19 protein-coding genes and 1 tRNA gene are annotated in these 23544 nt (G+C 45.1%); 19 read left to right on the top strand and 1 reads right to left on the bottom strand.

Going from position 1 to position 23544, the window contains the following annotated elements; genetic code table 11:
* Window positions 1-44: 44 nt before the first annotated feature.
* The 9 genes from T515_RS07085 (at window position 45) to upp (ending at window position 12682) form a co-directional block, all read left to right on the top strand.
* Window positions 45-749, top strand: coding sequence for a hypothetical protein (locus T515_RS07085; RefSeq protein ID WP_036609219.1), 705 nt, complete (start codon window positions 45-47; stop codon window positions 747-749).
* 295 nt (window positions 750-1044) lie between these two features.
* On the top strand, window positions 1045-1683 hold the full coding sequence (locus tag T515_RS07080) for a phosphoribosyltransferase family protein (protein ID WP_036609217.1): 639 nt from the start codon (window positions 1045-1047) through the stop codon (window positions 1681-1683).
* A 453-nt stretch (window positions 1684-2136) separates the two neighbouring features.
* The gene (locus T515_RS07075) at window positions 2137-4062 is read left to right on the top strand and encodes a DNA gyrase/topoisomerase IV subunit B (RefSeq protein WP_036609215.1); all 1926 of its coding nucleotides are present in this window, start codon (window positions 2137-2139) and stop codon (window positions 4060-4062) included.
* Between the two features lie 123 nt (window positions 4063-4185).
* Window positions 4186-6423, top strand: coding sequence for a DNA gyrase/topoisomerase IV subunit A (locus T515_RS07070; RefSeq protein ID WP_036609213.1), 2238 nt, complete (start codon window positions 4186-4188; stop codon window positions 6421-6423).
* A gap of 255 nt (window positions 6424-6678) precedes the next feature.
* The gene (gene asd / locus T515_RS07065; RefSeq protein WP_036609211.1) at window positions 6679-7761 is read left to right on the top strand and encodes an aspartate-semialdehyde dehydrogenase; all 1083 of its coding nucleotides are present in this window, start codon (window positions 6679-6681) and stop codon (window positions 7759-7761) included.
* A 220-nt stretch (window positions 7762-7981) separates the two neighbouring features.
* Window positions 7982-9043, top strand: a complete 1062-nt coding sequence (locus T515_RS07060) for an aldose epimerase family protein (protein ID WP_036609209.1) — start codon at window positions 7982-7984, stop codon at window positions 9041-9043.
* Between the two features lie 13 nt (window positions 9044-9056).
* Window positions 9057-11039, top strand: coding sequence for a DNA topoisomerase (locus T515_RS07055; RefSeq protein ID WP_036609206.1), 1983 nt, complete (start codon window positions 9057-9059; stop codon window positions 11037-11039).
* Window positions 11040-11246: 207 nt separating this feature from the next.
* Window positions 11247-11924, top strand: a complete 678-nt coding sequence (locus tag T515_RS07050) for a UDP-N-acetylglucosamine pyrophosphorylase (RefSeq protein ID WP_036609204.1) — start codon at window positions 11247-11249, stop codon at window positions 11922-11924.
* 113 nt (window positions 11925-12037) lie between these two features.
* The gene (upp, locus tag T515_RS07045) at window positions 12038-12682 is read left to right on the top strand and encodes a uracil phosphoribosyltransferase (protein ID WP_036609202.1); all 645 of its coding nucleotides are present in this window, start codon (window positions 12038-12040) and stop codon (window positions 12680-12682) included.
* Between the two features lie 217 nt (window positions 12683-12899).
* Here the strand turns inward: upp and T515_RS07040 are convergent.
* Window positions 12900-12980 (bottom strand) — tRNA-Leu (locus T515_RS07040).
* 113 nt (window positions 12981-13093) lie between these two features.
* Here T515_RS07040 and T515_RS07035 point away from each other — a divergent pair.
* The 10 genes from T515_RS07035 (at window position 13094) to pta (ending at window position 23497) form a co-directional block, all read left to right on the top strand.
* Window positions 13094-13432: a zf-HC2 domain-containing protein gene (locus tag T515_RS07035; RefSeq protein WP_036609201.1), complete on the top strand. Its 339-nt coding sequence runs from the start codon at window positions 13094-13096 to the stop codon at window positions 13430-13432.
* 86 nt (window positions 13433-13518) lie between these two features.
* Entirely contained in the window at window positions 13519-16302 is a 2784-nt protein-coding gene (polA, locus tag T515_RS07030) for a DNA polymerase I (protein ID WP_155988314.1), read from the top strand.
* A 20-nt stretch (window positions 16303-16322) separates the two neighbouring features.
* Entirely contained in the window at window positions 16323-16727 is a 405-nt protein-coding gene (locus tag T515_RS07025) for a hypothetical protein (RefSeq protein WP_051671528.1), read from the top strand.
* 76 nt (window positions 16728-16803) lie between these two features.
* Window positions 16804-17391 carry a dephospho-CoA kinase gene (gene coaE / locus T515_RS07020; RefSeq protein WP_036609197.1) on the top strand — a complete coding sequence of 196 codons (588 nt, stop codon included), beginning with the start codon at window positions 16804-16806 and terminating at the stop codon, window positions 17389-17391.
* A gap of 118 nt (window positions 17392-17509) precedes the next feature.
* A complete protein-coding gene (locus T515_RS07015; RefSeq protein ID WP_036609195.1) occupies window positions 17510-18331 on the top strand; it encodes an MBL fold metallo-hydrolase in 822 nt (273 codons plus the stop codon).
* A 246-nt stretch (window positions 18332-18577) separates the two neighbouring features.
* Window positions 18578-18853 carry an ACT domain-containing protein gene (locus tag T515_RS07010; RefSeq protein ID WP_036609193.1) on the top strand — a complete coding sequence of 92 codons (276 nt, stop codon included), beginning with the start codon at window positions 18578-18580 and terminating at the stop codon, window positions 18851-18853.
* Between the two features lie 13 nt (window positions 18854-18866).
* Window positions 18867-20249 carry a PFL family protein gene (locus tag T515_RS07005; protein ID WP_036609191.1) on the top strand — a complete coding sequence of 461 codons (1383 nt, stop codon included), beginning with the start codon at window positions 18867-18869 and terminating at the stop codon, window positions 20247-20249.
* Between the two features lie 191 nt (window positions 20250-20440).
* On the top strand, window positions 20441-21805 hold the full coding sequence (locus T515_RS07000; RefSeq protein WP_036609189.1) for a tRNA(Met) cytidine acetate ligase: 1365 nt from the start codon (window positions 20441-20443) through the stop codon (window positions 21803-21805).
* A gap of 53 nt (window positions 21806-21858) precedes the next feature.
* Window positions 21859-22191 (top strand): cyclic-di-AMP receptor, encoded by a 333-nt coding sequence (locus T515_RS06995; RefSeq protein WP_036609187.1) that lies wholly within the window; start codon window positions 21859-21861, stop codon window positions 22189-22191.
* Between the two features lie 310 nt (window positions 22192-22501).
* The gene (pta, locus tag T515_RS06990) at window positions 22502-23497 is read left to right on the top strand and encodes a phosphate acetyltransferase (RefSeq protein WP_036609185.1); all 996 of its coding nucleotides are present in this window, start codon (window positions 22502-22504) and stop codon (window positions 23495-23497) included.
* Window positions 23498-23544: the final 47 nt, after the last annotated feature.

The raw sequence follows: 23544 nt of genomic DNA, 5'->3' as shown, positions 1-23544 counted from the left end.
TTGTGATATGGCAAGAAATAAAGACAGAGATTTCGGGAGGGTTAATGAAGAAGATCGGACTTTTGGCAGTGACACTGTCTTTCTGTATAGGGATGGCTGTTACAGGTATGGCGGATACACGTTACTATGTTTCAAGTGAGGATGATTTACAAAAAATCATAGATAACTGTAATGACAGCAGTGCTAACAGAGTGGAGATTTATATGGAGGCCGGAACATACAGTCCCTTTAATGCTGTATCGGATATGAATATGGAACCAAGATACATTGATTTTATAGGGATGGGTATGGTGATTGTGGAAAGTGATGATGGCAGGTATGATTTTCCGGCTGCAAGTCTGAGGCTTGACGGGAAAGTGGAAGGCATCAGTTTTACGGCAACCCATAAAAATGGTGAAATACCGCCGGATGATGAGGGGGCTTATGCTGTTCATGCGGATTACGGTTCGCAGCATACTGAGTTTAATAACTGCAGTTTTTTGTCATATCAGACAGCTTCGGTAGGTATGGGATTAACCCATGACAGTGAAGTTACTTTTAACAATTGTCAGTTTATGAATCGGGCAGATGAAAGCTCAAAACGCTGGCAGGATGGCGCTCTTTACGTGCACACGGATGTTCATGATGTTAATATAAAAGGGGCCAGACTTAATCTGAATGATTGCTCGTTTTATTTTCCAATAGGAGCTCATGGCAGTGTTGTGACAGAGGAATTAAACGGGGCTTCAATTGAAATAAATTACAGTTGAAGCATAACGAATTATTGATGCATTAATTCGTTATGAGGTGATCTGCAAAGACATAAATGTAAATTTTCTATTTTTATATTTCTGGAAAATTTATTTATTTTGCGTCATGAAATGTTATAATGATGCTATCAGTAGCGTGTCATCCTGCAGGGCGGGATGTTTTTTGAGACAGGTTTTTCGGTATGCAGGTTCGTGAACTGCAAAGCAGTACTGAAATCCGGAAGCAGGGCGTTAAGTTGGTCTTAGCTTGGGAAGTGTACTCTGTGATCATCGGGAAACCGGAAAAGGAGTAAATATGCAGCAAGGTTATCAGAAAATCGATGTTTCAGGAATTTCGGTTCCTCTTAAGGTTACAAAAGGCCATTTTGCGACAAATCACTCTCATACCAACTACTACATTGATCTCACCACCGTGAAAGCCCGCGCTTCAGAAGCTCATGCCGTAGCTGCAAAGCTTGTGGAAAATTATCTTTTCGGCATGGTTGTGGATACCATCATATGTGATGAGGGAACAGAGGTTATCGGCGCATTTATAGCTGAGGAACTCACAAAGAGCGGGGCAATGAATACCAATGCTCACAAAACCGTTTATATCGTAAAGCCGGAGTTTAACACCAACTCTCAGATTATCTTCAGAGATAATATAAAGCCAATGATTCGTGGCAAGAATATCCTCATTGTTGAGGGTTCGGTTTCCACCGGAAAGACCATCAACAGGGTTATGGAAGCTGTTAAGTACTATGGCGGAAAGCTTAGCGGTGTTACGGCTGTTTTCAGTGCCATCAGCTCTTACAATGGAGTGCCTGTGGTTTCGGTTTATGGTAAGAATGATCTTCCTGATTATGAATACACGGACTATAATGACTGTCCGCTTTGCAAGGCAGGCCAGCCTATAGACGGACTTGTGAATTCATTTGGCGTATCCATGATCTGATGGGATCGAACATAAGAAACACAAATTCTGTATTTTTTTGAACCGGTACCTTTTCGGTGCCGGTTTTTAGATGCATAAAGTGCAGCAGTTCAGCCGGGGATGAAGTTCTGATTGGAAATCCATCCCCGGCTGAACTGCTGATGGCAAAGGGATTGATGAAAATATGTGCGAACATATGTATTGCGTTTTGCGCGAAAGAGGATTATATTAAGAGGTATATTGCAGCGAAGGAGCAGGCTGCACGGCATAAACTTGATAAATTTGCAGTTATTATGGTATAGTTTCAGGCGATTATGCGGTAAACTTGTTATGTTTGGCGTTATAGACGTACACGGCATGTATGTTTATTTAGAGATTTTATATTGATGACTGAAAAATGATACATGCTTTGCAGAAACATTTATTGAAGTCCGGCAAGGACTTTTAAAGAATATAGGTTGAGGAGTTTTTTAAATGGCAGAGAAGTATGATGCGTCGAGTATCACGGTCCTGGAGGGACTTGAACCGGTAAGAGTGAGACCCGGTATGTACATCGGTTCAGTAGGTTCAAGAGGTCTTAACCACCTTATCTACGAGATCGTGGACAATTCCGTGGATGAGCATCTGGCGGGATATGCCAAGAATATATGGATAACATTGGGTAAGGATGGCTCATGTACCGTTCGTGATGACGGTCGAGGCATCCCTGTGGGCATGCACCAGAAGGGAGTTTCGGCAGAACGTGTAGTTCTCACAACTCTTCATGCCGGCGGAAAGTTCGACAACAAGGCATATAAAACATCAGGAGGTCTTCATGGCGTAGGTTCTTCTGTTGTTAATGCTCTGTCATCATTTCTCAGGATCCGTGTTTATCAGGACGGAAAGATTTCTGAGGATACATATGAGCGCGGCAAGCCTACCACAGAGCTTGTAAAGGGCCTTCTCCCTGTTGTTGGGAAGACAAAGGAAACGGGAACGGAGACAACATTCATTCCTGATCCTGAGATCTTTGAGAAAACAAGATTCAAGGAGGACTGGCTTCAGTCAAGACTCCATCAGACTGCGTATCTGAATCCTGATCTCACCATACATTACCGTGATGACAGAGACGAAGTGCCGGTTATCAAGGAGTTCCATGAGCCGGAAGGAATCATTGCTTTCGTAAAGGACGAGAATAAAGAAAAAGAAAAGATCACACCTGAGATCTATTTTAAGGGTGAGTCAGAGGGTACTATTCTTGAGTGCTGTATCCAGTTCTGCGATGCTTTTGAGGAGAATGTTCACGGTTTCTGCAACAATATCTTCACTCAGGAGGGCGGAACTCATATCACAGGTTTCAAGACCAAGTTCGCACAGCTCGTAAACAGCTATGCAAGACAGCTTGGTCTTCTCAAGGAAAAGGACGAGAACTTTACAGGCGCCGATACCCGTAACGGAATGGTGGCTGTTGTGGCTGTAAAGTTCCCTGATCCTATTTTTGAGGGACAGACAAAGACAAAGCTTGCCAGTCAGGAAGCAGGAAAGCATGTTGCCTCCATAGTTGATGCGGAGCTTCAGCATTATTTCGACAGAAATGTGGAAGTCGTAAAGGCCATCATCGCCTGTGCCGAGAAGTCTGCCAAGATCAGAAAGCAGGAACAGAAGGCCAAGAACAACATGCTCAGCAAGTCAAAATACAGCTTTGACTCAAACGGCAAGCTTGCCAACTGCATCTCCAAGAACCCTGAGGAGTGCGAGATCTTCATCGTAGAGGGAGATTCTGCGGGAGGCTCTGCAAAGAATCACAGAGACAGACGAACACAGGCTATCCTTCCTTTGAGAGGAAAGATTCTGAATGTTGAGAAAGCCTCTATAGATAAGGTTCTTGCCAATGCTGAGATCAAGACCATGATCAACACTTTTGGCTGCGGATTTTCAGAGGGCTACGGCAACGATTTCGATATTACAAAGCTCCGTTATGACAAGATCATACTTATGACCGATGCGGATGTTGATGGTTCCCATATCGATACCCTGCTTCTTACATTCCTTTATCGTTTTATGCCGGATCTTATTACAGAGGGACATGTTTATGTATCCATGCCTCCTCTTTATCAGGCTATCCCTCACAGTAAGAAGGAAGAGTCGGAGTATCTTTACGATGAGTCGGCCCTTGTGAAGTATCAGAAGAACCACAAGGCCGGAACTTATGATCTGAAGCGATTCAAGGGTCTCGGAGAGATGAATCCTGAGCAGCTCTGGGAAACAACACTGAACCCGGAGAACAGAGTTTTAAAGAGAGTTGAGATAGAGGACGGACGCCTTGCATCTGAAGTTACCAGCATGCTTATGGGGTCGGAAGTAGGCCCGCGTCGTGATTTTATTCACGATCATGCGGATGAGGCAGTGATTGATGCCTAGAAATGAAAATTTCATCAGAAATTTTCATTTCGCAAAAGCGAGATTAGCGCACACAGTTAATCTGTGTGTGCACTAAGCCCGGATAGAGGGTGAAGAGAAATAAGTTACGTATAAGGAATTATTATGGCAGAACAGATATTAACAACGGAATATTCGGAGGAGATGCAGAAGAGCTATCTCGACTACTCCATGAGTGTCATCACATCAAGAGCGGTTCCGGATATCAGAGATGGTCTTAAACCGGTACAGAGAAGAGTGCTTTTTGATATGGATCAGCTCCATGCGACCCATGACCATCCAACATATAAGTCAGCACGTATAGTGGGCGATACCATGGGTAAGTATCATCCTCACGGAGATGCTTCCATATACGATACACTGGTTGTTATGGCCCAGGATTTCAAGCGTATGCAGCCTGTTATTCACGGACAGGGTAACTTCGGTTCCATCGAGGGTGACTCGGCAGCGGCTCCCCGATATACGGAGGCGAAGCTTGAGAAGTTTACGGATGACTGTATGCTTGCGGATCTGGATACTTCCGTAGAGTTTCAGGCGAACTATGATGAGACTCTCAGGGAGCCTGTTGTTCTTCCAGCAAGAGTTCCTTATTTCCTCCTGAACGGTTCTGAGGGTATCGCTGTAGGTATGACCACATCAACACCCAGCCATAATCTCGGAGAGATAGTCGACCTCATACTTGCATATCTCAGAAATCCTGCCATGGGAACTTCAGAGATGATGAATTACCTGAAGGGACCTGATTTCCCGACGGGAGGAATCATTGCCAACAAGTCAGAGCTTGTTGATATTTACCGCTCGGGTACAGGAAAGCTGAAGCTTCGCGGAAAGCTTGTATTTGAAAAGAAGAACGGAAGATCCGACAGAGATAAGCTGGTTGTGACCGAGATACCTTATACCATGATCGGGCAGGGCATCATGAAGTTCATGCAGGATACCGCACAGCTTGTAGAGAGCAGGGTACTTCCCGAGATAACGGATATTTCAAACCAGTCTGATAAAAACGGTATACGAATCGTACTTGATCTCAAGAGCGGAGCCGATATAGAGAGAATCACAAATGTTCTCTATAAAAAGACCCGGCTTGAGGATACCTTTGGTGTCAATATGCTTGCCATCAACGAAGGCCGTCCTGAAACCATGTCCTTAAGGGGTATTCTCAAGGCATACCTTAAGTTCCAGTACGAGATCATGGGCAAGAAGTACAAGGCCCTCCTTGACAAGGAAATTGATAAGAAGGAGATTCAGGATGGTCTCATCAAGGCGGTTGACCTTATTGATGCCATCATTGCACTTCTCAGAAGCTGTAAGTCACAGGCTGATGCCAAGAAAGCCTTGATGACGGGAGATATCACCGGGGTCAAGTTCCGTGACAGAGACAAGGAATTTGCGGATGTCATCAAAGATTTTTCATTTACCGAGCGCCAGGCCCAGGCCATTCTCGATATGAAGCTCTCAAGACTTATAGGTCTCGAGCTTATCGAACTGAAAAAACAGCACGCAGAGACACTTAAGAAGATAAAGGAGTACAGAGGCATCCTTGGAAGCCGTGACCGTATGAATGAAGTTCTTTCCGAAGACCTTATGTTCATTAAGTCTGAATACGCAAAACCCAGAAGAACCTTTATAGAGGACGGAAAGGAAGCTGTATTTAACGAGAACGAAGTCCAGGAGATGGATTGCTACTATGTTCAGGACAAGTTTGGTTACTGCAAGCTTCTCGATGAAGCGACCTATCAGAGGAATCAGGAGGCACTGAATACTGACAGCCGATACATCTTTAAGTGTAAGAACACCGACAGAGTGCTTCTCTTTACGGATAAGGGCAACATGCACCAGATCAAGTGCCAGGATATTCCGCTTTCCAAGTTCAAGGATAAGGGTGTTCCTATTGACAACATCAGTAAGTTCAACGCTAACGATGAAGAAATCGTTTTTGTCAATGTAAAGTCTGAGCTTGCGGGCAAGACTCTTGTTTTCACAACAAAGGATGCCATGGTGAAACTTGTTGAAGCCTCAGAATTTGAAACGGCCAACAGAGTGGTGGCGGCTACAAAGCTGAATGAGGGGGACAAGGTAGTCAGCATCCTTGAAATGGGTTATGAAACCGAGATAGTCTTCAGAACAAGAGACGGATACTTCCTCAGATGTTCACTCAGTGATATTCCTCTTCAAAAGAAGAACAGCAAGGGTGTGGCAGCTATTAAGCTTGGAACCGGAGATGAACTCACAGACGTATATCTTTTGGGAGTTGATCCTGTTGAGATAAAGGTAAGCGGAAAGATGCTTTCTCTTAACAGACTTAAGATAGCGAACCGTGCAGGTAAGGGAACAAAACACTGATGCATGACGTAGAGTTATGACAAAAACTCCGGTTAGAATAGATATAAATAAAAGTTTATTGCTTTAAAGCGGGATTGGATATATCATTCTAGGTATTACGGTGTGCTTCACGGCAATGAAGGGAGTTTTTGCTTATAAGGAGCGGGGCGCATCATCAGTGAATGGCGGATAGCCTGAAATTCACATGTATATGGCACAGTCCTTCGCTTGTCGAGATTAAATGGACTGAATAATCCAAAAGAGGAGATATCAATTATGGAAAAGTTAAAGGTTGGCGTTCTCGGTGCAACAGGTATGGTTGGACAGAGATTCATCACACTTCTTGAGAATCACCCATGGTTCGAGCTTACAACACTGGCAGCTTCACCAAGATCTGCAGGACAGACCTATGAAGAGGCGGTTCAGGGAAGATGGAAACTTGATGTTCCCATGCCTGAGTCAGTAAAGAAGATGATCGTCAAGGACGTTTCCAAAATTGACGAGGTTGTTAAGGACGTAGATTTCGTATTTTCTGCAGTAGATATGAAGAAGGATGAGATCCGTGCATTTGAGGAGGCCTACGCAAAGACAGAGACCCCTGTTGTTTCAAACAACTCCGCACACAGATGGACACCGGATGTTCCTATGGTAGTTCCTGAGATCAATCCTGATCACTATCAGCTCATCGAGGCTCAGAAGAAGAGACTTGGCACAACCAGAGGATTCATTGCTGTTAAGCCAAACTGCTCAATCCAGTCATATACTCCGGCTCTTGCGGCATGGCGTAAGTTCGAGCCTTATGAGGTTATCGTTTCAACATATCAGGCTATTTCCGGTGCAGGAAAGAACTTTGAGTCATGGCCTGAGATGGAGCATAACATCATTCCTTATATCGGCGGTGAGGAAGAGAAGTCAGAGAAGGAGCCTTTGAGAGTTCTCGGAAAGCTTGAAGGAGATCACATCGATCTTTGCGAGGATATCAAGATCTCTGCACAGTGCATCCGTGTTCCTATTCTTAACGGTCATACAGCTACTGTATTTGTTAAGTTCCATAAGAAGCCTACAAAGGAAGAGCTCATTCAGGCCCTCAGAGATTACAAGGGCGAGCCTCAGGAACTCAAGCTTCCTTCAGCTCCCGAGCATTTCATCCAGTATCTTGAGGATGATAACCGCCCTCAGATCGCTCTTGATGTTGATTATGAGCGTGGCATGGGTATCTCCATCGGACGTATCCGCGAGGATTCCATATATGACTGGAAGTTCGTGGGCCTCAGCCATAACACCCTTCGCGGCGCAGCAGGCGGCGGAGTTGAGGCTGCAGAGTACCTTGCGGCAAAGGGCTACATCACAAAGAAATAATGGCATACAGGTATGCTGTAAATCCCCCCTACTCCTAGGGGGGATTTTATTGTATAATGGTCGGAGCAAAAAAGGGGACGGTATCTGTACGGGTTCGAGCAGACTGAATTTGCGATGACCTATAGATGTGAAGGTTAAATGCTTACTTTCAAATCTGTCCGGCAGGTCATACGTAATTCCGGATGCACTCGATTCGCACAATGACCCATGGAGGTAAAAAATGGCAGTAAAAGAATCGATTCTTGGAAAGCTCCAGGATGGAACAGAAGTAAAAAGATATACATTGACAAACGGTAACGGTACAGAGGCAAGCTTTACAAATCTTGGCGGAATCTGGCTCACCATGCTTGTAAAGGATAAAGAAGGAAAGAAGAGAGACGTGGTTCTCGGAGTTGATTCTGTGGACATGCTTCTCAAGAATCCGGGTCACATGGGGGAGCCTGTGGGAAGAAATGCCAACCGTATCGGTAAGGCAAGCTTTGAGATAAACGGAAAAACATATGAGCTCAGTAAGAATGACAAGGAAAAGAACAGCCTTCATTCAGGACCTGATTACTGGAGAACCAGAATCTGGGATGCAGAGTATGATAATGCAGGCCTCGGAAGCTATGTGATGTTCTCTATCAATTCACCTGACGGGGATCAGGGCTTCCCGGGAAATGCTGAGGTTTCCGTAACATATACACTTACTGAGGACGACAGTCTGGAGATACGCTATACAGGAACTGCGGATCAGGATACTGTCTTCAACATGACTAACCATGCGTACTTCAATCTTGCGGGTCACGACAGCGGTGATGCTACAGATCAGATCGTCTGGATCAATGCTTCCCGATATACACCTGCGGATTCCGAATCCATACCTTACGGCAGCATAGATTCCGTTCAGGGCACACCGATGGATTTCACATCACCGAAGCCTATAAAGAGAGACATTAACACAAACTTTGACCAGCTTAATTTCGCAGGTGGTTTTGACCATAACTGGGTTCTCGATGATTATGACGGAGATGTAAGACTTGTGGCAACTTCATACTCTGAGAAGTCGGGAATAAAGATGTCTGTTTACACAGACCTTCCGGGAATGCAGTTCTATACAGCCAACTTCCTTGCTTCGGATTTCGAGGGAAAGAACGGAGCACATTTCGGCCCGAGACATGGCTACTGTTTCGAGACCCAGCTTTATCCTGACTGTCTCCACAAGGCAGACTGGCCTTCATCCATAGTGAAGGTGGGTGAGGAATATGATACGACCACCATATATAAGTGGGAAGTAAAGTAACAGAGAGGTATTTTTGAAGAGTTTATTTATAGCAGAGAAACCGTCGGTGGCGCAGCAGTTCGCCCAGGCCCTCAATATGAAAAATGTCAGGAGGGGAGACGGCTTTCTGGAGGATGAGAATTATGTCATCACCTGGTGTGTCGGGCATCTGGTTCAGCTTTCTTATCCTGAAGAATATGATGCTGCTTTGAAAAAGTGGAGCTTTGAAACACTTCCTTTCATTCCGAAGGATGCGGAGTGGAGGTATGAGGTGGGTAAAAGCACCAAAAAGCAGTTCGAAGTGGTTTCCAGACAGCTGAACCGGGAGGATGTAGGAACCATATATGTCTGTACCGATAGCGCCCGTGAAGGAGAGTATATCTACAGGCTTGTAGAGATGATGGCCAAGGTTCCGGAGAGCAAGGAAAAAAAGCGTGTATGGATAGATTCCCAGACCAATGAAGAGATACTCCGAGGTATCAGGGAGGCGAAACCGGACAGCGCCTATGACAATCTTTCGGCAGCGGCATTCTCCCGGGCCAAGGAGGATTATCTCATGGGCATAAACTTCAGCCGCGCCTTGTCTCTTAAATACAGTAACCGCATCAGACGGGAACTGAATATGGACCGTAAGGACAAGATGGTGGTGGCCGTAGGACGTGTCATGACCTGCGTTCTCGGTATGATAGTCAAGAGGGAGCAGGAGATAAGGGCCTTTCAGAAGACCACCTTTTATCGGATTCTCGGAGATTTTGATATAGGCGAAGGTGCGAAGATCACTGCTGACTGGAAGCAGACCGAGGGTTCACATCTGTATGCTCCTGCTGAAATCTATGACGGAAAGGGTTTTCTCAAGCAGGGCAGGGCTGTGGAGTTCATGAAGAGCTTCATGCCTTTCCCGAGAGAGGCTATAGTTACCTCGGTTGAAAAGAAAAAGGAGACAAAGAACCCTCCTTTACTGTATAATCTTGCGGAGCTTCAGAATGACTGCTCTAAGATGTTCAAGATAAGTCCTGATGAGACCCTTGCCATCGCCCAGGAGCTGTATGAAAAAAAGCTCACCACCTATCCGCGTACAGATGCAAGAGTTCTTTCAACTGCGGTATCAAAGGAGATAGCGAAGAACATAAAGGGGCTTTCCACTTACGAACCTGTGGCAGAATGTGCGCGTGAGATTCTGGAAAAGGAAGCCTACAAACAGATAGCCAAGTCAAGATATGTGGATGACAAGAAGATCGCGGATCACTATGCCATCATTCCTACAGGACAGGGACAGAAGGAATATCAGTCTCTGAAACCTCTTGCAAAAAAGGTATATGAGTTGATTTGCAGACGATTTCTTGCTATCTTTTATCCGCCCGCAGTATATCAGAAGGTGTCCCTTTCCATAGAGTGTAACGGAGAGTGCTTTTCCGCAAGCTCCAGAGCCTTGAAAGAGGAAGGCTATCTGAAGGTGGCCAATGTTAAAAAGTCTTCGGACGGTGGCCAGGGCGGACAGCCTGAGGAAAACGATAAGGACAGCGAAGGGGCAGAGGATGATCTGAGCGGCAGGCTCAGTGAAGCTCTTCTTAAGATGAAAAAAGGTCAGCGCCTGGATCTTCTGACTTTGAGAGTCAAGGAGGGAGAAACCTCACCGCCAAAGAGATATACCTCAGGATCCATGATACTTGCCATGGAAAACGCAGGTAATCTGATTGAGGATGAAGATCTGAGAGCTCAGATAAAGGGAGCCGGTATAGGAACCAGTGCCACCAGAGCAGGAATTCTCACAAAACTTGTGGATGATAATTATGTTTCTCTTCAGAAAAAGACTCAGGTGCTGACACCTACAGAGCTGGGAGAACATATTGCCTATTATGTAAAGATATCCATACCTCATCTTTTGAACCCGAAGCTTACCGCTTCATGGGAAATGGGATTAAGCTCGGTGGCCGAGGGAAAGATCACCGAAAGAGAATATATGGATAAGCTGGAACAGTTCGTCAGAGAAAAAACCGAAAAGATACGAAGCATGTAGCGGCTTTCCGGGAGCGGCCTGATGCAGGAAAAGTACCGGAGCCTAAGCCTGCGGAGATCATAATGTGCCCATAGGGCAAAAATAAAATCCCATATTTTGACGGATTCCATGGGAGAGAAAAGTTTGAAAGTGAACTGTCAAACTTAATTGGTGGGTCATATACAAATTCGAGCAAGCTCGATTTGCGCATGACCCATGGAGGTAAGAATGAAAAAGAGTGAAATGACTATTGAGGCCATGTATGACCTTCAATATACAGAAGCTAAAGAGGTATTTTCAGGATGTACGTATCCATGGGAGGTGCTTCCGAAGATTCATGATTTTATTGCAGCATACGGAGAGACATTATCAAAGGATGAGTATGATGAAGTAAAACCTCACGTATGGATCCACAAGACTGCCAGGGTCTTTGAATCCGCATATTTTGCAGAGTATACCATCATCGGTCCCGAGACCGAGGTGAGACAGTGTGCCTTCCTGAGAGGAAACATAATTGTGGGTAAGAATTGCGTTATCGGTAATTCCTGTGAGCTTAAAAACGTGATTGTTTTTGATAATGTTCAGATACCGCATTATAATTATGTAGGAGACTCTGTTCTTGGCTTCAAGTCCCACATGGGAGCTGCTTCACTTACATCAAATGTGAAGTCCGACAAGAAGCTCGTAAAGGTGCATGCTGAGGACGGAGACATTGAAACAGGACTTAAGAAGTTCGGTGCCATGCTCAGTGATCATGTTGAAGTGGGCTGCGGCTCTGTACTTAATCCGGGAACTGTGATAGGATGTGATACCAATATCTATCCCCTGAGTTCAGTGAGAGGCTGTGTCGGTGCACATTCCATCTACAAGGCGAAGGACGACATCGTAAGAAAGAACGAAGACTGATATTTATAAATCAGTTTGTAATCGTAAGTATTACATCAAATCATAAACCAGTACCGGTCTGATATGACATTAGAGTTTTTAAGGACCGGGTTTTTTATAAAGGAGATTTAATAATGGAAAACAATTTTGGAGAGAATGTAACAATACTTGATCACCCATTACTTACACATAAGATTTCACTTCTTCGTGAAAAGTCAACAGGTACAAACGAGTTCAGACAGCTGGTAGAAGAGATCGCTATGCTTATGGGTTTTGAGGCGTTACATGACCTTCCTACAAAGTATGTTGAGATCGACACACCTATCGAGAGGGCAAGTGTAAAGATGCTTGCCGGAAGAAAGCTTGCCATCGTTCCTATCCTTCGTGCAGGTCTCGGAATGGTATCGGGTCTTACAGCTCTCGTTCCCAGTGCAAAGATCGGACATATCGGTATGTACAGAGATGAGACAACTCATCAGCCTGTAGAGTATTTCTGCAAGCTCCCTAATCCTATCGAAGAGCGTCAGATCGTTGTCTGCGATCCTATGCTCGCAACAGGCGGTTCTGCAGTTGATGCTATTTCCCAGATCAAGAGACATGGCGGAAAGAAGATCAAGTTCATTTGCATCATCGCAGCTCCTGAAGGAATCAAGAAGCTTGTAGCGGCACATCCTGACATCCAGATCTATGTTGGAAATGTTGACCGCTGCCTCAATGAAAATGCTTATATCTGCCCTGGTCTTGGAGATGCAGGAGACCGTATCTTCGGAACAAAGTAATCAAGAGTATAAAGAGCTGCGCTATAATCGCGTCGGGAATCAAGTCTGATTGTTTTCCGGCGGATTTCGGCGCAGTATTTTGATAAAGCAGAGAAGATGCATCGCCATATCTGCGGGTACGCCCTCCGCAATTTGCTGCAGGGTGAAACAGCCTTTTCGGCGGTTCTCAAATAAAACAAAAAAGGCGAGTCTGTATAAACAAACTCACCTTCATATCTGCCGCCTGCCGGACTTGAACCGGCATGGATAAACCGCGCGATTTTGAGTCGCGTGCGTCTGCCAATTCCGCCAAGGCGGCTAAGACTTTTATAAATTAGCACATTATCGAAAGGTTTTCAAGTCGAAGTTATGACTTAAGCGGTAATATTCCCTTAGAGTTATAAAGGACGCTAATGACGGGTGAAGCACAGTATGACATGTCTTGATGCGCGAAAAAGAATATACGATTATTTGAACAACAAATTGTCGGAAGATGAATTAAAACCCTTTATAGATCATGTTGGAAACTGTAAAGAGTGTATGGAAGAGCTGCGAATAACACACATGGTCTACAGCGGTGTTGCGGAGCTTGATTCGGACAAGGATACGGATATCGATATAGACGGAGCCTTGAAGAAGAGTATCACCGACGCAAAATTCCGTTTGTTCAGAGGCTTTGTGAGAAAGATCATGATCATGGTGGTGGACACCATAGTTTTTTGGGCTGTGCTGGTCATGCTTATCATGCAGTTCAGGATTTGGATTTTTTGAGTATCTGATCATTTTTTATGAGCGGCGGAGCCCGACGATGGGTTTATGTCCGGACATTTTTAGACAGAAGTATTACAAGGAGATATATTTTGGCAGATAAACTTTTACTTATTGACGGTCACAGCATTATGTCCAGAGCGTTTTACGGTATTCCCGAGCTCACAAATTCACAGGGGCTGCATACAAATGCGGTTTACGGATTTTTAAATATACTGTTCAAGGTACTTGATGAGGAACAGGCAGATCATCTCGCAGTGGCCTTTGATGTCCATGAACCTACCTTCAGACACAAGATGTTTGATGGGTACAAGGGTACCAGAAAGCCTATGCCTGAGGAACTCCATGAGCAGATTCCTGTGATAAAGGAGGTTCTTACTGCCATGCATATCCCCATACTTTCCAAGGGGGGCTATGAGGCTGATGATCTTCTTGGAACAGTGGCTAAGAGGGCCCAGGCAAAGGGAGTAGAGGTTACCATAGTTTCCGGTGACAGGGATCTGCTTCAGCTCAGCGATGAGAAGATAAAGATCTGTCTTCCAAAGACTGCAAAGGGTGTGACCACTGTTTACAATTACTATCCTGAGGATGTAAAGAATGAGTGGAATGTTACCCCTTTGGAGTTTATCGACCTTAAGGCGCTTATGGGGGATACCTCCGACAACATCCCGGGAGTTGCGGGGCTTGGTCCGAAGTCTGCGGAGTGGATCATTGACAGATACCATACCATCGAGGCAGCTCATGAAGCGGCCCTTTCCGGGGATCCTGAATTCAAGGTTCCCAGAAAGCCAAAGGCTGCCCAAATGCTCATTTCGGAATGGGAGGCGGCTAAGCTTTCAAAGGTTCTCGCCACCATAAATATTGATTCCCCTATAGATTTTGAGTATGACGATGCCAAAGTCGAAGGAATGTTCAATGAGGAGTCCTTTGAGATCATAAAGAAACTGGAGCTCAAGTCACTTATCAAGCGTTTTGATGTAACGGCTCTTGATCTTTCACAGAAGGAAAGCATTGATCTCTCAAAGATAAAGTGCGTTACAGATCCTTATATGGCACGCATTGCTTTTAAGGATGCGGCAAGTCAGGGTGCTGCAGGTTTTGCTGTCGTAAGAAAGGAAGAGATAACAGAGTCCGAATCCGGGCAGCTGGAGATGATGCTTTTGGATCCTGACGAGAGCGTGGAAAAGGCTTCCGGTAAGGGTGACGAAAATGAGACTGCTGAGCTTTTCTTTGCGTTGAGCGGCGACAGGTTCTACAGATTCAGCGGCTTTGACTGGAGGGAGGAGCTTAAGGAACTGTCCCTTAAAGAGGGTGTGGCGCTTTACACCATGAATCTTAAGTCCCAGCTCTATGAATGCGAGTTTTCCCCGGATAGTAATGTCTATGATCTGTCACTGGCGGCTTACGTGGTGAATCCGCTGAAGGATACCTATACCTATGAGGATATAGCAAGAGATTTTATGTCTGAGACTCTTCCTTCCGAAAAGGAACTGAGAGACAGATTCAAGGCGGAAAAGAAGGCGGTGAACGGCGGAAAGTCTTTGGCCGCTTCCGGAACAGCAGAGTTTTCTGTTGAAGAGACCATGGGGGCATATACAGCCATTGTTTCCTGCGATGCAGCGGAAAGCCTCATGAAAAAGCTTTCGGAGCTTGAGGAGACGGAACTCTATAAAGAGATAGAGATGCCCCTTGTATATACACTATATAATATGCAGACTGCGGGTATCCTTATAGACAAGAATGCGCTTCTTGATTTCGGTGTGGAGCTTCGCGCAGGCATAGAGGAGCTTCAGAAGAGAATCTATGAAGAGGCCGGTGAGGAGTTTAACATTAACTCACCGAAGCAGCTTGGGGAGATTCTTTTCGGAAAACTTGGGCTTAAGGGTGGAAAGAAGACAAAATCCGGTTATTCCACTGCTGCTGACGTGCTTGAAAAGCTGGCGGAGGATCATAAAATAGTTGCGGATATCCTTAACTACCGTACCCTCAGCAAGCTGAATTCCACCTACGCGGAGGGACTTCTCGGCTACATAGGAAAAGACGGACGTATCCACGGAGAGTTCAATCAGATGGTGACGGCTACAGGCCGTATTTCATCAACAAATCCAAATCTTCAGAATATTCCTATCCGTACAGAGCTTGGAAGAAGATTCAGAAAGGTATTTGTTCCCAAAGAAGGATGTGTATTTATAGATGCCGATTATTCTCAGGTTGAGCTTCGTATACTGGCATCCATGTCCGGAGACCCAAAGCTTATAGAGGCCTACAGGGATGCAAAGGATATTCATGCGGTAACGGCATCACAGGTATTCCATATCCCGCTTTCCGAAGTAACACCCCAGCAGAGACGTAATGCCAAGGCTGTAAACTTCGGAATAGTATACGGTATATCCGCATTTGGGCTGAGTGAAGGTCTTTCCATCAGCAGAAACGAGGCGAAGGAGTATATCGAGAGATATTTCATGACCTATCCTGATGTTAAGAGGTATCTTGACAGTCAGGTGGATTTTGCAAGGGAAAATGGATATATCAGGACATTTTTCGGAAGACGCAGACCTGTTCCGGATATCAATGCCTCTAACTTCATGAGAAGAAGCTTCAGCGAGCGAGTTGCCATGAACAGCCCTATTCAGGGAACTGCCGCGGATATAATGAAAAAGGCCATGAATGATGTGGACCGTGCACTTCGTGAGGGCGGCTTCAAGTCAAGAATCGTGGTTCAGGTACACGATGAGCTTTTGATAGAGGCACCTTTGGAAGAGAAGGATGAGGTTAAGGCTCTTCTCATCGAGAAGATGCAGAATGCGGCAAAGCTTGCGGTTCTTCTGGTTGCGGATGCCAGCGAAGGCTATAACTGGGATGAAGCACACTGATATTAAAGGAAGAGAGTTCTATGAAACTGATAGAAGCAACAGAGATAATGCATATAGCATTTCTGAAGAAGGAAACCTTTGCGGGTTCTTCGGAAGGCATGAGATACCGTTTCTCAAAGGTGGTCTACAATGATCCCGATACTGAGCTGTTAAAAAAGATAGAGGCGGGAGAAGCTGATTATCCCGTGGATAAGAAAACCGGAGAAAAGATCATGAACCCGACCATAGAGAGAAATACTCTCGGGGTGTGGGTGTGGCCTGAGCCTTTCTCATTTGAAAAAACTCCGGAAGAAAAGAAGATCTTTAAGGAATTTGACTTCAAAGAAGACGGAGTTATGGAAGGCCTTAAATGGATAAATGAGCAGAAGCAGTCCTGTGACTGGTCAGAGCTTGCGATGTCCTGGAGGGACTGGAAGGAACTGTAAAGTCTGTGTCAGGATCAGGAGGGAATGCGGCTTTCGGGCAGTTTTTCCTCCTGATTTATTTTAGAGGTGTGGGAAGATGGTTATCGGAGTCATAGGCGGAGTGGGCGCCGGGAAATCCACTGTTCTGGAAACGCTGGAAAAAAAGTACGGCTTTAATGTTTTGAAAACAGATGATATTGCCAAGTCATTTTATGTTTCCGGAAATCCTGTGTTCGAGAAGCTGAAGGAGCTTTTGGGAGATGATATTGAGAAGGAAGACGGGACTGTAAATATTCAGGCATTTGCAAAAAAACTTTACGGAACTCATAAGGAAAGCATAAGAAAAAGGGTGGACGGAATCGTCCACCCTGCTGTATGGGATTATGTAAGGGAGCAGGTGGAATCATCTGACGGAGATGTGGTGGTGGAGACCGCCCTTCCCAATGGGATGTTTCTTCAAATGTGTGATGAGATCTGGGCGGTTTTGACAAAATGTGAGGTAAGAATCGAACGTCTCATGAAAACAAGGGGCTATACAGAGGAAAAAGCCCGTGATATGATTCTTTCGCAAATCGGAGACGAGGAGTATTCCGGAATGGCAACATTTATCATCGACAACAGCGGTACTCCAGAGGAAACGATCAGGGCGATAGAAGGGCATATGAAGCAGGCGAATACAGATTAGGCGCCTCTATATAAGGATGATTTGACTGCCTGTTTTAAGTTTAGTCATTTTGCGGGACACGGGACAAGCGGTTTTAGCCCTTAACACACTATTTTGAAGGAACAAAGGATTTTATTATATGAGATTTACCAGCATTGCAAGCGGATCCAGCGGAAACAGCACGTATATAGGGACAGAAAGCACCCACATTCTTGTGGATGTGGGAGTTACCATGAAGGCTGTGAACGAGGGGCTTCACGAACTTGATCTGGATTTAAAGGATATAGATGCCATATTTCTGACCCATGAGCATATAGATCATATAAGAGCTGTGGGAACCATTGCGCGGAAATATGACATTCCGGTATACGGAACACTGGGGACGTTGAGGGAAGTTATGCTGAACAGGACACTGGGAGAGTTCTCCCATGACAGGCTGTTTCCCATTCTTCCGGATAAAAAACTGGAGATAGGGGATCTTAAAGTTCTTCCTTTCAGCATATATCATGATGCGGCTGATCCTGTAGGATACAGAATAGAGTACGGAGCATCCGGAGAAAATGCCGGGGCTGCCAAAAATGTGGCTGTTGCAACGGATCTTGGACATTATGATGACTACATTGCAGAGCATCTGAAGGACCTTGATGCGATGGTGCTTGAATCAAACCATGATGTGAGGATGCTGAGCGACGGACCGTATCCGTTTTCTCTTAAGAGAAGGATACTGAGCGATCATGGACACTTAAGCAATGATAATTGCGGACGTCTTTTGGATTCCATATTGTCTAAGCGCATTAAGCATGTGTTTTTGGGACACCTCAGCAAGGAAAACAATCTTCCGGACCTCGCATTAAAGACGGTGCAGAAGGAGATAGATAATTCCGCTTCCGAACATAAGGCTGGGGACATCAGCATAAGTGTTGCCAGGAGAGACAGGATTTCTGAGGTGATAGAGCTCTGACGGTCACCTGCTGTTGTGGCTCCCGGGGTCCCGGATTATATTTAAAAGCTGTTGGGAATGTCCTCACATTTTTCGGCATAAGACCTGAGACGGCAGGTTAAAGGGTGAAAATAGTGTCTTTATTATGGCACTTATAGCCACGGGTAATTGTATGGGAAAATGAAAGCAGGAAATGCAAGATAAAACTTGTTTTTTCCTGCTTTCAATGCTTAGATATAGTGAAAGTGAAAACAACTAGGAGGATTTATGAGAAAGGCGATTATTACTGTTGTAGGCAAGGATAGCGTAGGAATCATTGCTAAAGTTTGTTCATTTCTTTCAGAAGCCAATATCAATATTCTTGATATTTCACAGACCATCACAGGCGGATTTTTTAACATGATGATGATCGTAGATGTTTCCGAGGCGACAGATTCTTTTGAGAATCTTGCTGGAGAACTTACAAAGTACGGAAAAGATAAGATAGGCGTTGATATAAAAATGCAGCTTGAAGAAATCTTCACTATGATGCACAGAATCTAAAAAGGAGACGAAGATGGCTGGATTTAACTATGGTGTAAACGCATTTGAGGTCAACGAGACCAACAATATGATCGAACACAACAATCTTGATGTACGTACCATCACTATGGGTATCGGTCTTCTGGATTGTTCCGCTCAGGATGTTGATACATTTTGTGACAATATCTATAACAAGATAACAACAAAAGCCAGGGATCTGGTTAAGACAGGAGAGGAAATCTCAAGAGAATACGGGGTTCCTATCGTTAATAAACGAATCTCCGTTACGCCTATTGCAATTGCTGGAGCCGGGGCATGCAAGTCGGTTGATGATTTTGTGAAGGTGGCTCACACCCTTGACAGGGCTGCGAAGGCTGTAGGCGTCAATTTCCTGGGCGGATTTTCTTCGGTTTGCCAGAAGGGTATGTCTCCTGCAGATGAGATGCTCATCAGAGCCATTCCAAGAGCACTTTCGGAAACGGATATAGTTTGCTCGTCTGTTAATCTGGGTTCCACAAAGACCGGAATCAATATGGATGCAGTGAGACTCATGGGAGAGGTGATAAAGGAAGCTGCAGAGCTTACTAAGGATACAGACTCTTCCGCATGCTCAAAGCTTGTGGTTTTCTGCAACGCGCCTGACGACAATCCGTTTATGGCGGGAGCTTTCCATGGCGTTTCCGAGGCGGATTGCATACTCAATGTGGGAGTTTCCGGTCCGGGTGTAGTTCGTGATGCGCTTAAGAATGCCCAGGGTCTCAATTTTGAGGAACTTTCTGAGCTTATCAAGAAGACGGCATTTAAGATAACAAGAGTGGGACAGCTTGTTGCAAAGGAAGCCTCCCGTATGCTGAATGTTCCTTTTGGAATCATTGACCTTTCTCTTGCACCAACACCGGCCATAGGAGATTCGGTTGCAGATATCCTCGAGCTCATGGGTCTTGAAAAGGTGGGAGCGCCCGGAACTACAGCAGCTCTTGCCATGCTTAACGATCAGGTAAAGAAGGGCGGAATCATGGCATCCAGTTCAGTCGGAGGTCTCAGCGGAGCTTTCATTCCCGTTTCTGAGGATCAGGGAATGATCAATGCTGTTGAAGCAGGAGCTCTCAACATAGAGAAGCTTGAGGCCATGACCTGTGTATGTTCCGTGGGACTTGATATGATCGCGATTCCGGGAGACACACCGGCATCGACTATTTCAGGAATGATTGCCGACGAAGCTGCACTTGGTATGGTGAACCAGAAGACAACAGCGGTTAGAGTCATACCGGCTTATGGTAAGAAGGTGGGAGATCATGTTGATTTCGGAGGACTTCTCGGTCACGCACCTGTTATGTCGGTGAATACATTTGACTGTTCCGGATTTGTGAACCGTACCGGACGTATCCCGGCGCCTATCCACAGCTTTAAAAACTAAAGTTATCTCATAATTGCATAAGTTCTGTGCGGTGCTTCGGCGGCACGGCGCTTATCCCTTGTTTTTAATTGTTTTTATAATTATTTTATAATAAAGAGGCTGCATCGGTCTTGATGCAGCCTCTTTTGCATTTTAAAATAGAAAATAGAATTTTTTTCACATAAAATAAAGGATATTTTTTTAGAGGACGTATGTATAACGGTAAAAACGTAATAGGCATAGTAACGGAATTTAATCCTTTTCATGAGGGACATCGATATCTGGTGGAAAGCATAAGGCTGAGATACGGTGACTGTTATGTTGTTGCGGCCATGTCCGGAGATTTCGTTCAAAGGGGAGAACCTGCTATCTTTGATAAGTACAGGAGGTGCAGGGATGCTCTTCGGAATGGTGTGGATATGGTGGTTCAGATTCCGGAATTTTTTTCTACATCTTCTGCGGAGGACTTTGCTGCCGGAGGTGTGGCGACACTGAGATCTCTCGGTATGGTTGATACTATACTGTTTGGTTCTGAGTCCGGAGATATGGAGGCTCTTCGGAAGGTGGCTGAGCTTGAACTTGATTCCGGAAGCGAGAACGCTAAGCTTAATTCTGCCATCAGAGACAATGTGGAGGCAGGCATGAGCTATGCCAGGGCAAGAGCGGAGGCTATCAGGCTGGTTCTTTCGGGAGATGATGACAGGGCCTTTCTGCATATGCTTGATGATGTATGTTCCGGCACAGAGGAAGTCCTTCCGGGAACAGACAGATCAGAAGAGACTGCTGCTTTCGGAAAGCTCAAGCCTAACGATATCCTGGGAATCGAATATATAAAAGCTGTAAAGCGGCAGGGTGACTGCTTTCGGATCGACTGCATTCGCAGGAACATGAAGTATGAAAGTGCCCACAGCATCCGGGACGCCATAAAATCAGGAGATGATACTGAAAGAACAGAGGCGGGATATGCGGAAGTTGATATGCTTTCGGACATGCTTAGCTACAGACTTCTGCAGCTTTACTATCTGGATCAGATGGATCCCGAACAGCCCACAGCTTTTCTTGAATATCTTGATGTTTCAAGGGAAATTGCGGATGCTTTGAAAAAGCAGGTTCACGACAGACTGAGCTTTTCGGACAGGATAAAAAGCATAAAATCGAAGAATTATACCTATACACGCATTTCGAGAGCCCTTCTTCACATACTTTTGGATATACATAAGAAGGATTCCCTGGTTTTAAGAGGCCGTTTCTTTGGTGAGGGAGATCTGATGCCCTATGTGAGAGTTCTGGGGGTCAGAAAAAAAGCCAGGGAAATGCTTGGGAGTATAAAGACCACAGTTGTCACTTCTCCCGCAAAATACAAGAAGCAGCTGGAATCGGTCAGAAGAAGGGAGACCATTGAGACAACCGAGGAGCTTATCCTCAGTATCAATGCTTCCCACGCTGAGATCATGTTTCATCAGGACATGTATGCCGCGGATATTTACAATCAGATATACAGGACGTCATCTTTGGATGGCGATAATGCAGGTTCTTTCAACGAATTTACTCAAAAATTTATAGTTTGGGACTGCTGAAATATGATATTATGATATAAGTGTCATAAGTCTATATTTGGAGGCAGAATAATATGAAGCTGATTTATGCAATCGTACGTAATGACAATGAAGATGACGTGATGGATGCGCTTAACAGTGCTCACTTTCAGGTTACAAAGCTTGCCAGTACGGGAGGTTTCCTTCGCAAAGGCAATTCCACCCTTATGATTGCAACGGATGATGAGAGAGTAAACGCCTGTATAGAGGTCATAAAGAGCGAATGCGGAAAACGCCAGAAGATAACTATCAATATGCCCTATGTTTCGGGAACTTCCATGAACAGTTATTCAACTATGCCGGTGCCTGTGGAGATAGGCGGTGCTACGGTCATGGTTGTGGACCTTGAAAGATTTGAGAAGTATTGAGCTGTGGCTGCGGTATTTTTAGATGTTAAAGAATCCGTGTGAACAGGCGGAAGGCAAACAAGCATATCGAAGCTTGAAAAAACTGTTTTTTGTCCTTGATTTTGTGCAGAAAAACACTTGTCCTGTGACTTGAACGGCGGATTTTATAGAGTATAATAATTGTGTATGTCGTATTGTATACAGGTTTACACCGTATGCCGAATTACGTAAACTCGTCACTTTTTCATGGCCGTATTCGATATAGGATGTTACGAAACGGCATGGCAGGTGATTAAATAATAATGTGTATATTGAGAGGAGAATGACACCAATGGCTATTATTGATGAGATCAAGGCTAAGGCAAAAGCAGACAAGAAGACTATTGTTCTTCCTGAGTCAATGGATAAGAGAACTTTCGAGGCTGCTGTCAAGATTACAAAGGAGGGCATCGCGAATGTTGTTCTGATCGGAACTCCTGACGAAATTGCCAAGAACGGCGAAGGATTTGATCTTACAGGTATCACAGTTGTAGATCCTTACAACGATCCTAACAAGCAGAAGTACATTGATAAGTTCGTAGAGCTCAGAGGAAGCAAGGGCGTTACTGCTGAGTCTGCTCAGGAGCAGATGGAGAAGGACTACATGTACTATGCATGTCTTATGTGCAAGTGCGGTGATGCTGACGGTGTTGTTTCAGGCGCATGCCACTCAACAGGTAACACTATCAGACCGGCTCTTCAGCTCCTTAAGACAAAGCCGGGCATCAAGTCTGTTTCAGGTTTCTTCCTTATGGAGACAGACGCTAAGGAGTATGGCGAGAACGGTACATTCGTATTCGCTGACTGTGCAGTAAACGTTGATTTCGATTCAGAGAAGCTTGCTGAGATCGCAGCTCTTTCAGCTGAGTCATTCAAGAGCTTTGTAGGCGCAGAGCCAAAGGTAGCTATGCTTTCATACTCAACAAAGGGCAGTGCAAAGCACGATGATGTTACAAAGGTAGCAGAGGCTGTTAAGATCGCAAACGAGAAGTTCCCTGAGATCAAGCTTGATGGTGAGCTTCAGCTTGATGCAGCTCTTGATCCTACAGTTGCAGCTCTCAAGGCTCCGGGCAGCTCAGTTGCAGGCCACGCAAACACACTTGTATTCCCTTCACTTGAGGCTGGTAACATCGGTTACAAGCTTGTTCAGAGACTTGCTCATGCAGGCGCTTACGGTCCTGTTCTTCAGGGTCTTTCCATGCCTGTAAACGATCTTTCAAGAGGATGCTATGCAGATGATATCGTAGCCGTTGTTGCTATGACAGCTGTTCAGGCTCAGAATGCATAATTGATCTGATTTTATTTATAGCAGGGTCGAGCCCTAAGGACTTGGCC

Source organism: Oribacterium sp. P6A1 (assembly GCF_000702885.1).
In the GTDB taxonomy this organism is placed as follows: Bacteria; Bacillota; Clostridia; order Lachnospirales; family Lachnospiraceae; genus Oribacterium.
The sequence above is the reverse complement of the archived record's forward strand: the minus strand, read 5'-3'. Positions and strand labels throughout refer to the sequence as shown.

What these genes read in the sequence shown, in the direction of transcription:
- T515_RS07015 (WP_036609195.1), top strand. Translation starts at nt 17,510, where the DNA reads ATGAGATTTACCAGCATTGCAAGCGGATCCAGCGGAAACAGCACGTAT.
- T515_RS07000 (WP_036609189.1), top strand. Translation starts at nt 20,441, where the DNA reads ATGTATAACGGTAAAAACGTAATAGGCATAGTAACGGAATTTAATCCT.
- T515_RS07050 (WP_036609204.1), top strand. Translation starts at nt 11,247, where the DNA reads ATGAAAAAGAGTGAAATGACTATTGAGGCCATGTATGACCTTCAATAT.
- coaE (WP_036609197.1), top strand. Translation starts at nt 16,804, where the DNA reads ATGGTTATCGGAGTCATAGGCGGAGTGGGCGCCGGGAAATCCACTGTT.
- T515_RS07080 (WP_036609217.1), top strand. Translation starts at nt 1,045, where the DNA reads ATGCAGCAAGGTTATCAGAAAATCGATGTTTCAGGAATTTCGGTTCCT.
- T515_RS07035 (WP_036609201.1), top strand. Translation starts at nt 13,094, where the DNA reads ATGACATGTCTTGATGCGCGAAAAAGAATATACGATTATTTGAACAAC.
- T515_RS06995 (WP_036609187.1), top strand. Translation starts at nt 21,859, where the DNA reads ATGAAGCTGATTTATGCAATCGTACGTAATGACAATGAAGATGACGTG.
- T515_RS07085 (WP_036609219.1), top strand. Translation starts at nt 45, where the DNA reads ATGAAGAAGATCGGACTTTTGGCAGTGACACTGTCTTTCTGTATAGGG.
- T515_RS07025 (WP_051671528.1), top strand. Translation starts at nt 16,323, where the DNA reads ATGAAACTGATAGAAGCAACAGAGATAATGCATATAGCATTTCTGAAG.
- T515_RS07005 (WP_036609191.1), top strand. Translation starts at nt 18,867, where the DNA reads ATGGCTGGATTTAACTATGGTGTAAACGCATTTGAGGTCAACGAGACC.
- T515_RS07010 (WP_036609193.1), top strand. Translation starts at nt 18,578, where the DNA reads ATGAGAAAGGCGATTATTACTGTTGTAGGCAAGGATAGCGTAGGAATC.
- T515_RS07060 (WP_036609209.1), top strand. Translation starts at nt 7,982, where the DNA reads ATGGCAGTAAAAGAATCGATTCTTGGAAAGCTCCAGGATGGAACAGAA.
- pta (WP_036609185.1), top strand. Translation starts at nt 22,502, where the DNA reads ATGGCTATTATTGATGAGATCAAGGCTAAGGCAAAAGCAGACAAGAAG.
- T515_RS07075 (WP_036609215.1), top strand. Translation starts at nt 2,137, where the DNA reads ATGGCAGAGAAGTATGATGCGTCGAGTATCACGGTCCTGGAGGGACTT.
- upp (WP_036609202.1), top strand. Translation starts at nt 12,038, where the DNA reads ATGGAAAACAATTTTGGAGAGAATGTAACAATACTTGATCACCCATTA.
- T515_RS07070 (WP_036609213.1), top strand. Translation starts at nt 4,186, where the DNA reads ATGGCAGAACAGATATTAACAACGGAATATTCGGAGGAGATGCAGAAG.
- asd (WP_036609211.1), top strand. Translation starts at nt 6,679, where the DNA reads ATGGAAAAGTTAAAGGTTGGCGTTCTCGGTGCAACAGGTATGGTTGGA.